Here is an 11,667-nt window from a genome sequence, read left to right on the forward strand (position 1 = left end):
TTCGACGGCGGCACGGGGTGCGCTTGCGTGGTGTTTCGTGATCGAATATGTCATATAGCCGCTATTGGATTTTGTTGCAGCGCCACCGCTGCATCGATTGGACTATTAGCGGTCATTCCCCTGCTCAGCGGGACATGGAAGGCCATTGCATGGGATATGGGTAGATGTTGGGAGCTATCAAAAATCGTCTAGGCCTGGCGTGGGAAGCGCTTGTGGTTGGTGGGAGAGCTGCGTGGAGGGTGCTGTCCACACGGCATCAGAGAGGCAATGTTGATCCTTTCTTTGAGCCGTTGACCCCCGTCATTGTCACGGACGGCCGATCGGCCCGGTATGAGCGCGAGTTGCTACATGCCCTGGAAAACTCCGATGTTCTGAACATCGCGCTCACAGGTAGCTATGGCGCGGGTAAGAGCAGCGTGCTGAAGACATTCTTCAGCAACCATCCACAGTTCAACCACACCTATGTGTCCCTCGCGACCTTCAGCAAACCCACCTTGGGTTTGACTCCTCAGCCTAGTGGCCAACCTCCCGACCCTGACTCCGCACCTGAGGGCCCGGCTGTTACCGGGGGCGAGCACTCACCTGGGGATGTCGATCTGGTCAATCGCATTGAAGAGACCATCGTCCAGCAACTGCTCTACGCGGTGCCCGCAGCGAAAGTGCCCAAGACTCGACTGAAACGGATAGCCCAGGCCTCAAACTTCAGTATTAGCATGCGCACCCTGGGGTTCACTTTGCTTGCCGTCTGCGCCTTGAGGCTCTATGTACCCAAGCTTGCGATGATAAAAACCGTGTCGCTTGAATGGCTGATCAAGGGCTTAATGGTTCTTCCCGAGTCTGCAGCGCTGGCTGGAGTGGCGATTGGTGCAATCTATCTGTTGTACGCCGGATTGAGGGTCATGTCCCTGTTTACCATCGATGGGCTGACCCTCAAGGGAGGCAAGCTTGAAGCGACTCACTATGGCTCGGTGCTTCATAAGAACGTCGATGAAATCATCTACTGCTTCGAGCGCAGTGATATCAACGTGGTGGTCATTGAAGACCTGGATCGCTTCGACATCCAGGACATCTTCTTCAGGCTGCGAGAGATCAACTTCATCATCCAGCGATCACCCCAGGTCAAGCGTCCTGTCCATTTCGTCTACGCCATCCGTGATGAGCTGTTCACGGTCACGGACAAGACAAAATTCTTCGACCTCATTATCCCCATCATCCCTGTGATCAACTCCGAGAACTCCAGGGAAAAGCTGGTCGAGCTCATGAAGGTCCGCCAGGTGGCCGGCAAACCGCTCGATGATGGCTTGAATCTCAAACTCATCGAGACGGTGTGCTACTACATCGACGAAATGAGGCTGATCAAGAACATCGTCAACGAGTATGACGTCTACGCGAACGTACTGGCTAAGGACGGTCTGGAGCTGGATCCCAACAAGCTGTTTGCGATGGTTGCGATCCGAAATCTGCACCCCAATGCCTATGCGGACTTGGTCAAGCGGCGGGGCACGATCTATGGCGTCATTGATGGCTACGCGAAGTGGGTAAAAGCCGAAACCGACTTACTCGAAACGGCAGCTCAAGCGCTAGAGGATCAGCGTGCGGCACGTGAAGACGAGGTGGCCGATAGCGTGGAGCATCTACGTTTGTCCGTCTGGTTTGAGATTTTGAAACTTGGGAACAAACCCACTGCAAACCACGTGCGGCTGGATGGCGGGTCTACGGTCACGCTACTGGACTTTGTATCGGATCCTGTATTCGCCCAGGTAGTAGCATGTCGAAGCGTGCAACCAATTGTGATTTCACACTGGCAAGATAACGGCCAAGCTGTCCAGCCTAAAAAGGCTTTGCAAGAGGCACGTTACGATGAGCGCCTGCAACGCTTTCAGACCTCGCTCGATGAGTTGGATGAGCAACTTGAAACGAATCGAAGCAAAGTGCTACGCCTCAAAACGGCAGGTTTTCGGCAGATCGTTTCCCTGGGGTACGGCGCAGAGCTTGCCAAACGCCTAAAAGGGCTAGAGCTCATAACGTTCCTCGTTCACCGCGGTTTCTTCGACACGGATTACGTCGATTACCTCGGATATTTCTACGAGGGATCACTCACCCAATCGGATAAGAACCTCATCATGGGGCTTGTCAGGGGGGAGGAGTACGACGTGACCACTCCAATACATAATCCTGAGCTTGTGATCAGGAAGCTGGATCTGGATTCGGTAGATGGCGGGCGCGGTATTATGGTCGATCTTATTCATGAGCTTTTGCAGTCGCGCAAGGATGAGATGGTTGCCAGAAGGGACAAACTTCGCTTGATCCTCCGAAGCGGTCATGATTACAAGGAGCGTTTCGCTGAGGCGGTAGCACCGATTGTTCCTGGGACGTACGGTTCTGCGCTTATGAGAGCAATGTATGGCGCAGATCGCGATCTCATTCCGTTACTGCTCAGCCATGATCGATTCAAAACATCCACCTTGCGGCAGCAGTTCCTCATTGCTCTTCTGGATGCGCTGACGCCCAAGGAGATGCAGACCCTCGACGATAAGTCTGGCCGGTTGAGGAAGACTATCAATGAGCTGCGTGATGCTTCGGTTCTTGCAGCGAAGCTTGCGAGTAGTCAAAACGGATGGAGGTGGGTCAGGGAGCTGCCAGCGCAATTCTCCAACCTCGATTCGAGTGCCTCGTCTGGAGATTTGCGGCAAATGGTGGAGTGGGGTTGTTTGGCCCTTAACCTCAAAATGCTGCAACTGCTCTGCCAGACACTGGATCCGGGAAATCAGAGCGTTAGGGTAACGTACCATCGGCTTAGCAAGCTGGAAGTCACTGGCATGGACACCCTGATCGAGGAAAACCCGGACGGTTTCGTGGCTCAGCTCGTGAGCCAGGATGGATCGCTCGAAGAGACACCGGAATCGCTCGTGGCCTTGTTCGGTCTTTGCCAGAGTGAAGCCTACACACTACAGGTATTGCTCGAACAGACGACCTGCAGTGTGACTGACCTTGACGCGGTACCGACCTTGTTATGGGCGAAAATCATGATGGCGGGACGTGTTCGGCCTGTGGGTAATGCAGCTTGGACGTACTTCAATCGGGCTCTGATAGCTGACAAAGAATCCGCAGATTTCGTCGATTTGGGCGAGTCGGCGTTGGATAATTTCGCGGAGTTTCTCAAGCACAACGCTCAAGAGTTGGCTGAAGAGTTGTGGCAGGACGCCAGTCGCAACGCTGGCTTGCAGACTTTCCTCGTTCGCACGCCGCAAGTCGAGAATGCAACCCTACAAACGCTTTTCTCGAAGGTGGTGTTGAGCCCAAGCGTTGTCATGGACACCGCGGCGCCTCGCAATCGGTGGGCGATGTTCGCCAATGGTGACATGGTCGAGTACAGGGAGGAAATTCGGGCCTTCATTGCCGATCACGCTTTCTCTTATCTAGGGGCTTACCTCATCCGCCGGTGGGGCGTCGCCCGTGAACAGATGGACATGTCGGCGTTGCCGGTGTCGTTGGCCCTTGAACTGACCAACGCACAGGTGTGCTCGACTGCTGAGAGCATCAAGATATGGTCGGGCATTCCTTACGACGCCTATGACACGTGCGACGGTGCCGTTGAAGCATTGGCTAGAGCGTGTGATCACGCGGCCCGAGATGGATTGCGGTTCCCGGAGGCCTACCTCCCAACGCTGCTGAAGTTGCTCCCGGACGGGGCGCTCTCTAGAGAGCAAAGGATCAACATACTGATCCATGCTCTCTCGATGGGCTGCAGTTGGCCAGAAACGGCTGGAGTATTGCCGCTCGTGGGCGAGGAGTATCAGGCGTTACTCAACAAACGGCGCGTGAACTTGCCGGCTCATGATATAGATCGCCGGCTGATTGATGCCCTCGCTGCAAGAAGTTTCGTGGGTGCTGTGAAATCTGAGGCCAAGCGCATCGTGGTCTGGAGCAAGCGTAATTGAGTAGCCATTGGGTGGCTATTCCGTCCACCTTCACATAAGTCCGGAACTCGGCCGGTCTATGAGGCTTGGAGTGTCTACGAAACTAGGGGCGGTTTAAACAAGCTTGGAGCTGCTAGGGGTCGCCTCGTCGACTGCAGATCCACTTGCCCATGTTCTCCAGCCGTGGAGGTGAGGCGTCGATAGGTGGTAATGGCATTGGCCGGTGGAGTAGAGTGGCCTTTTGCCGCAGGACCGTGGGCGATTCGGCCACCTGCTACAGCACTGAAAGGAGACTGGCGTTGAAATGGATTACCGCTCTTCAGTTGGAGCAATGGGCTGACACACTTCAATCTCGCGTCCAGATACCTGGTCTAGTAGCAGACTTGATCTGGGCGACCTCGCCAAAAATTAGAAGAATCAGATTTCCTCAAGGAGACAAGGGCCAGGTGCGTGGATACGACGGATACCTGGACGCGGACTCTACCTCACCTTTTGTTCCTGACGGACGTTCGATCTGGGAGTTTGGCACCAGTGGGGTCGGGAAGAGCAAGGCGAACACCGACTATGACAAGCGTACCGCTGAGGTGAGTGCTGATGAAAGGGCAGACACTACCTTGGTTTTGGTTACGCCACGGACATGGAACGATACGAGCGAAAAAGTTGAGGATTGGCTAGCAGGAAAAAATGCGAGCGGAGACTGGAAGGGCATCGTCTATTTGGAGAGTACCCTGCTGGAAGATTGGCTCTCGAAATGCCCAGCCGTTGCTTCCCGCTGGGCCAAGTTTGAGCTTGAAATCGCTCCTCCGGCCGGAATACTCAGCACAGAGGAGTTTTGGCAGTCTTTCTCGACCCGTTTTGAGCCAGCGCTTGTTGAAGACGTCTTATTGGCTGGTCGTGAAAAGCAGGCGGAAGAGCTTCTGCAGAAGCTAAGACAAGAGGGTGGGCGGCTGGCATATTCTGCCGATACCACCGATGAGGTGATCGCTTTCACAGTGGCTGCCATACGCAGTGCGCCGGAACCAGTGCGGCAGTACCTAGAGTCTCGCACGCTGATTGTTGATACGGCAGATGCCGCAAATGCTCTCTTGAGCAAATCAGGTCTCATTTACTTACCTAGAAACACTGCCTGTGAGTGTGTGGGGCAAATGCTGTTGCGAGGGCCAACCGTGGTGAGCGCCGGCGCCGATGACAAGACCCATGGGCACATCGAGCTGCGCCGTCCGTCCAGCAGAGAACTCGGAATCGCAATCGCGAAGATGGGGATGACCGAGGATCAAGGGTACGAAGCGGCACGGACATGTGGACGGAGTCTGGCAGTGTTAGCTAGGCAGTACCCCAGTGGCACTGCAGTGAAGCCTAAATGGCTCGATGACACGAAACCACTCATCCCTGTCATGCTTGCCGGCGCGTGGGCATCTGATGCAGAGGAAGATCAGTCCATTATTTCGTCGCTCAGTCAGCAAAACTATGAGGATGCGGAAGATGAGCTTCGCAAATACCTAGTCATGCCAGATTCACCTATCGAAAACGTTGGCAATTTATGGGCGACTAGAGCTCCGGTGGATGCATTCCTCTACCTCGCTCCGTATGTCGGCCGCAGGCACCTTCAGCTTTTCAAGGATGCGATTACCACCGTTTTTGCCGCCGCTGTGCGATCGCATAAACCGCCAAGTCCAGATGAGCCGTTCGTCCGTCATGCTCAGCGTGATACGGCCCACAGCGAGCACCTGCGAAATGGTCTGATGACTACGTTGCTGCACATGGCGGTGCTGCACGCTCCGGCTAAATTCACAGTCCTCGGCGGAAGTCCAAAGACCTTCGTTGATGACCTCGTCCGTTCATTGCCGGAGCTGTCATCTGACCATCGGCTTATGGCGAGTTTGGGTCAGGATTTAGCGTTGCTTGCGGAAGCATCCCCTAATTTTTTTCTCGAGGCCCTTGAGCGTCAGCTTGAGGGCGCATCGCCTTCCATCCGCCCGATCTTCGATGAATATCCAGGGATGTTAACCCCTGTTACCTACCACTGCGGCCTACTCTGGGCTCTGGAGGTGTTGGCTTGGATTCCTGAAACATTTGATCGAGCCGTGCGTTGCCTAGCGGAGCTTGCTGCCATTGATCCTGGCGGGAAGATGAGCAACCGGCCGATTAACAGCCTGCGAGCCATTTTTCTCTCATGGATACCCAGCGCTGGAGTCAACACAACGCGGCGGCTAGCTGCTTTGCAGGCAGTCGTGAAAGACGTACCCACGATCGCCTGGCCCTTGCTCGAGACACTTCTTCCACGATCTGGCGACAACAGTTCCGCCACTGAAAAACCAAAATTTCGGGAGTATGAGGACGGTGGCGGCGAAACCCTGACTTACGGTTTGGTATGGGAAAGCGAAGGCAAGATTGTCGAGCTCGCGATCATAGAAGCGGGCCATCGTGATGAACGATGGAAATCTATTATCGACTCGCTTGAGATGCTTCAAGATTCCGCTTTTGAAGCAGTCGTGAACGGCCTTGATAGCGCTCTGAACTCCGCACCAAAGGAGCCCCATACACAGATCTGGAAAACTCTGAATCGGGAGGTGAAGCGTCACCAGAAATTCTCTAGATTCGACTGGGCTATCCCTGAGGAGCGACTGGGGCAACTTGCAAGCTTGGTGGACAGGTATGAGCCCACAACGTTGTTTGAACACTACAGCTGGCTTTTCGATGATTGGATGCCACCCGTGGAGGGGCAGGCCGATGAGGATGTCGACTCAATCAAACTAGTTGAGGATGCTCGCCTGAATGCTTTGCGAGCTATTCGAGAGGCGCACGGCGTGCAAGGGCTCCTTGACCTGATGGCGCGCGTCAAAATTCCGCGACTTGTTGGCTATGCCTGCCGAGGGCTAGAGTTACCTTACGACGACCTCGTGGAGCTATTCGAAAAGATCGTCACAAGCTCTGTAGCAGAGCTTGAGCTTATTGCCGGAGCAGTGTTGGCTGATGGCTTTAGCCGTCTGGGCCAGCCTTGGGAAGCAGCTGGCCGATCCTCTGCTCAAAGCTCTGCCTTGAGCTCGTCTCGTTTAGCGTTGGTACTCGAGTCGCTGCCAGAAAGCGCACGAGCCTGGTCGTATGTTGCATCGTTCGGAGAAGAGGTTGAGAACTCCTACTGGGCGCAGAAAACCGCTCATCAGGTAGAAGGTAACGTTCGGGATCTATCGTTTGCTATAGAAAAATATAGATGTGCACGCAGGCCGGCCGCAGCTCTGAGTGCGGCCTCGCGGCGTCTCTCTGACGTCCCTACTGCTGATCTTGTTTCGCTGCTAAAGAACAGCATCACTGAGCAGAATTCTAAGGGGCCTGCCCAGGCTGGATTGAGTTCTTATGAGGTCGAAAAAGCCATCTTGAATTTGTCTGCCCGCATGGACATCTCCTTAGCTGAGGTGGCTGCTCTGGAGTTTGCCTACTTCCCTGTTCTTCGAAATGACCCAAAGGTCTTACACCGGCTTCTTATCGAGCAACCAAGCTTCTTTGTAGAAATGCTTTGCAAGGTGTTTAGGGGTAAGAGTGAAGAGCCGAGAGAGATTTCCGAGCAAGAGAAAAATTACGCCTCAAATGCCTACCGCTTGCTCAAGAGCTTAAAGACGCTCCCAGGCCAGTCGGAGGAGGAGGTTGACGAGACGGCATTGCTCGAGTGGTGTCTCGAGGTTCAGAGGTTGTCTAGGGAGCAGGATCGTACAGAGATTACGGATCAACTGATCGGGCAGGTTCTGGCACACTCCCCACTGAGCACACAAGATGGTGCTTGGCCTCATCAAGCTGTTCGGAATGTGATTGAAACCTTGGCGTCCACCCAGGTCGAGCGCGGGGTTAGCATCGAGCGCTTCAATATGAGGGGAGTATTTTGCAAGGCGATAGGCGAAGGGGGCGACCAGGAGCGCGCATTGGCTAAGCAAACACGGGAGTGGGCTGAGGCATCTGCGGGATTTGTTCGGACGAGGGCGATGCTTGAGCAGATTGCCCTATCTTGGGATCGCGATGCGGAGCGCTCTGATACTGACGCCCAGCAAAACGCTTTGAGATTTTGATGGAACCCGAGCTTAACCCAACTCCCCGTGGCAAGCTGGGTCAAGATGGTTATCTTGGTGATTACCAACGGCGCATGATTGTCGTCCAATCGGAGCCAGAGGAGGGGACAGGGGAGGAGGAGCTCGATGAGAAGCGGGTTTTGACCTCGGTCACCCTGCACGGGCGTGAGATCTTGGTGGGCGTAGAAGCTGAGAATCATGACTGGTATAGCCGCTATAGATCGGCTAATCGACTCAAAGACCTCTTGGAGGACATCTCGATTAATCTCACAACACCGCTTTGGGCGTTAGATTTGACCCTTGACCCAGTGGTTAATATTAACGCCCGATTTGCAGTACCTGCGGGTCGTGTGCTGGATCCAGCAGTTGTTCTAACGCCTGTTGAGGAATGATCGATGCGATGTCCGCATACCAACGCCCATCAATTGGGATTCGGAGCAAGAGGTGGCCTGGTTGGCAACAGCGTGGAAAAAGGCGATATCGGTGCTGGATTTGCCGCAAAGCGTCGCATCTACATTAGAGGTGCTTGCGCTAGGACATTCCGGCACTGTGGACGCTCCCGATCAGGTGTTGTCGCTATGGTCAAAGTGCTTGGACAAGACGGCTTATCAAGTATTGACGCAGCCCCTCCTTACCGTCGAAGCTACCGACGATGGGCGACGCCGACTCTGGCGTCAGATCACATCACTTGATCCAATGCCGGCCCCACAACAGCTAATCGATCTTGGTATCCGGATCTTGGCACTCGGCTCAGCACCGGAAACTGCCAGCGCAGTTAACGACAATCTGGAGTCTTTCTGCGTCCGCCTGACCAACCAAGAGAGCAAACTCGCTACCGCCCATACCTTATTGAGAACACTGCCGCGTTGTTCCTCGATCAAGATCAAAACAAACCTGGCTCGTTTGTCCTATAGCCTCGGTACCCATGCAGCGTTAACATCGGTCGACGCATCCGCTCTTAGCGAAGAGGACATGCGGATAATCTCGGACACGTTTGGGAAGGGACGTGAATTGACCAAGCTGAAAAGTCGATTCGAAAAAGCTTCAGAAAAATGACGAACAGTTTAATCACCGCTGGGGGTGGCGGACCTAATCGCGGATCCAACCTCTAATTCCAAGCACATTTGCCCTCCTTCGCTTGCTGATCGATCAAGGTCGACTGGGTTGACGCTATGGTAGCCGCAGCAGGACAGGCTTACCCTGCACACATAAGAAAGCCCAGTCAGAGGTCTGACTTTAAAGGTGATTGATCTGCTAGGAGAGCAATGTGCGAGTCCTTGAACCTATCGTTAAGAATGGATTTTTCTTCTCGCCCGCTGATCCTGAGAAGCGGTATCCCGGGACATTGAAAGTTCTTGATGGGGGACGGATTGAGCTGCATCTCACCGCAGACGAAAACGCATTCGTCTCCTTGGACGAGATGTTCATAGGTCGGCTAATCGGCAAGATCGAGGGCGGATATATGACGCTTGAGGAGTGCTCCTACGAGAAGATGAATCCCTCCCTCGGTGGAGGAGCCTCAACATCATTGATTTCCGCCCGGATTGCATTTATCGGCATGGGAATGCCTGAAGAATGCCTGTTCGATGAACTTGAGTTTGCTGTGGAAGAGCTCAGTGAGTGGTATGGAAAATCGGTGTTCAAGCCCCGAATTGGTGCTGATCTTTCAGACTGGACGATCGACTTCAAATTGTCCGAGCCATTTGAATGCAAGCTGCATGACGACTCAAGACTTGAGATTGGAATGAAAGCAACCTTCCCTGGCAGGGTGAACTTTCCGGTCACGGAGCTGCGGCAGCAAGCCTACATGACCATCAAGGCCGACTCCCCGAAAGCGCTCAACTTCTTTATCTCTCTTTCGCACAAAATCACTCGATTCCTAGCCCTGTGCGTTGGCCACCCAATCGCCATCCACTCGTTACGTGTCAGTTCCACAGGGGAGGACGGCAAGAAAGAAAGGCAAGAAGTTTACTTTCAAAGCTTGAACAGCGGCACGTTGGCTAAAAAAAGACCTGGACAGCTGATGCTGCTTCCATACTCACAAATCATCGAACAATTTACTCCCTTGCTGCAGGCATGGCTGGTGGACTACGACACGCTAATGCCGGCGCTTCACCACTTCTTCGCTGTGCAAGACGAAAGCCTGGCGTACAACGATACAAAATTTTTAGCGATTGCCCAGGCGTTGGAGGCGTTTCACCGAAGAACAAGGCCTGGCCATCGCTGGCCCAAGGATGAGTTCCGCAAAAAGCTAGATGCCATTGTATCTGGGGCGCCTGAAGCTGATCAGGAGTGGGTAAAGCAGCGACTGTGCTTTGCCAACGAGCTGACTCTTGGCGATCGTTTGAACACCCTGCTGGAGCCTTTCGTTGATGTCTTCGGTGGAAATGCTGCTATCGAGCAGATGGTGAAAGACACCAGAAACACGCGTAATTATCATGCCCACTATGACGAGAAAGGTGAAAAAAAGGCGTTGAAGGGCGCCCCGCTTGTGGCCCTGATTCTTCAGCTACGAGTGCTGTTTACACTATGCCTGTTGACGCGCTTGGGTATGCCAACTGAGGAGGCGATCAAGCTAGTAAGACAACCGAATCTATCACGATTGATGCGCTCAGCTAACCATCTGATTGCTAACGCGGAATGACCTTCCGGCGCTCGCCTTGAACGGTCGATCCCGAGAGCGAATTACTTCTTTGGGATCAACTGCGTGGCTAGCGGTCGGGGCGCTAGCCCGTCAAGGTTAGCCCGTTGATAGAGCCACGGGTAAATGGCGATTCGAATGCTCAGTTCGCCGTTACGCTGGTTTCGTATACTTTGACGTCCAATCCCGAATCGCACAAAGGCAAAAGCCCGGTCACTAACCGGGCTTTGCAAATTCCTCTAGGGGATAGAACTCAAGTGCCTCAAGGGCTACAGGTAAAACACTATGGTTGATTGATGCAGCTGTCAATCTTCTTGCATCAAACCGTGATCGTCTCACATCATGCGGTATAGCGATCTCAGGAGATTCGCCATGCGAGCTGAAATTCTTCGTGGCTCTGGATACTCAGCGTACCGTGTGCGCCTTGAAACCTTGCTAGATATTTCTGTCTTGGCCAGTGATATGGATATTCACAACTGTATTACACAGGGTTTTCCTGCAGCCCGACTGGTGAAGTTGACTGAAGACGGAACGGTGTCGCAGGTCGAACGCGACCAAATTATCCGACCGCGAACGCTAAAGAGTCGCATCAACCGCGATCAGCTCCTGACAGTTGAGGAGAGTGATCGCTTCTTTCGCGTCGCGCATATCCACGCTATGGCCGATGCGGTGTTTGGTGAGTCCGACAAAGCCAAGCTTTGGCTCTCAAAGCCCAAGGTGCGATTCGACGGCCTGGCGCCAATGCAGATGCTGATCAGTCAGCAAGGCACAAACCAGGTAGAAGAGCTACTGCTACAACTCGCAGAGGGCTTCATGCTGTGACCCAACTATCAGGTCAGCCGATGGAGGCGGCTAAGTAAGGTCTGCCCGGTTGGATGGCTGAAACGGTAGGGTAGGGCGTGGAGCGGTAGCCGAGGAACCCATACCGTAATGCATAGTCGTTAGATACCTGTGCAAGCTTGTCCTGAGGCAGTTCAGCTGGTCATGCCGTAATCTGTAGTCGATAGACTGGCTAAGTAGATTTATGAGTGTTCCTCAGCGGTGCAAT

General features: G+C 53.8%; 6 protein-coding genes. All 6 read left to right on the forward strand.

Annotation, left to right across the window (positions count from 1 at the left end; translation table 11 throughout):
• Nucleotides 1–164 precede the first annotated feature (164 nt).
• The 6 genes from AB4P90_RS14355 (at nucleotide 165) to AB4P90_RS14380 (ending at nucleotide 11,441) form a co-directional block, all read left to right on the forward strand.
• On the forward strand, nucleotides 165–3,941 hold the full coding sequence (locus AB4P90_RS14355) for a hypothetical protein (protein WP_395606057.1): 3,777 nt from the start codon (nucleotides 165–167) through the stop codon (nucleotides 3,939–3,941).
• 278 nt (nucleotides 3,942–4,219) lie between these two features.
• Nucleotides 4,220–7,978 (forward strand): hypothetical protein, encoded by a 3,759-nt coding sequence (locus AB4P90_RS14360; protein WP_193034293.1) that lies wholly within the window; start codon nucleotides 4,220–4,222, stop codon nucleotides 7,976–7,978.
• Nucleotides 7,978–8,370 (forward strand): hypothetical protein, encoded by a 393-nt coding sequence (locus AB4P90_RS14365; protein WP_153388231.1) that lies wholly within the window; start codon nucleotides 7,978–7,980, stop codon nucleotides 8,368–8,370. Before AB4P90_RS14360 ends, AB4P90_RS14365 begins: the two co-directional genes overlap by 1 nt.
• Nucleotides 8,371–8,422: 52 nt before the next feature.
• On the forward strand, nucleotides 8,423–9,034 hold the full coding sequence (locus AB4P90_RS14370) for a hypothetical protein (RefSeq protein ID WP_395606058.1): 612 nt from the start codon (nucleotides 8,423–8,425) through the stop codon (nucleotides 9,032–9,034).
• A 211-nt stretch (nucleotides 9,035–9,245) separates the two neighbouring features.
• Nucleotides 9,246–10,622 (forward strand): HEPN domain-containing protein, encoded by a 1,377-nt coding sequence (locus tag AB4P90_RS14375; RefSeq protein WP_395606059.1) that lies wholly within the window; start codon nucleotides 9,246–9,248, stop codon nucleotides 10,620–10,622.
• A gap of 369 nt (nucleotides 10,623–10,991) precedes the next feature.
• Nucleotides 10,992–11,441, forward strand: coding sequence for an antitoxin Xre/MbcA/ParS toxin-binding domain-containing protein (locus AB4P90_RS14380; protein WP_395606060.1), 450 nt, complete (start codon nucleotides 10,992–10,994; stop codon nucleotides 11,439–11,441).
• Nucleotides 11,442–11,667 lie beyond the last annotated feature (226 nt).

The organism is Pseudomonas sp. B16120, from assembly GCF_044218845.1.
Classification (GTDB): domain Bacteria; phylum Pseudomonadota; class Gammaproteobacteria; order Pseudomonadales; family Pseudomonadaceae; genus Aquipseudomonas; species Aquipseudomonas paracarnis.

Bases quoted from the DNA above. Each gene is read 5' to 3' on its own strand.
- AB4P90_RS14355 (WP_395606057.1), top strand. From the start codon at position 165: ATGTTGGGAGCTATCAAAAATCGTCTAGGCCTGGCGTGGGAAGCGCTT.
- AB4P90_RS14365 (WP_153388231.1), top strand. From the start codon at position 7,978: ATGGAACCCGAGCTTAACCCAACTCCCCGTGGCAAGCTGGGTCAAGAT.
- AB4P90_RS14380 (WP_395606060.1), top strand. From the start codon at position 10,992: ATGCGAGCTGAAATTCTTCGTGGCTCTGGATACTCAGCGTACCGTGTG.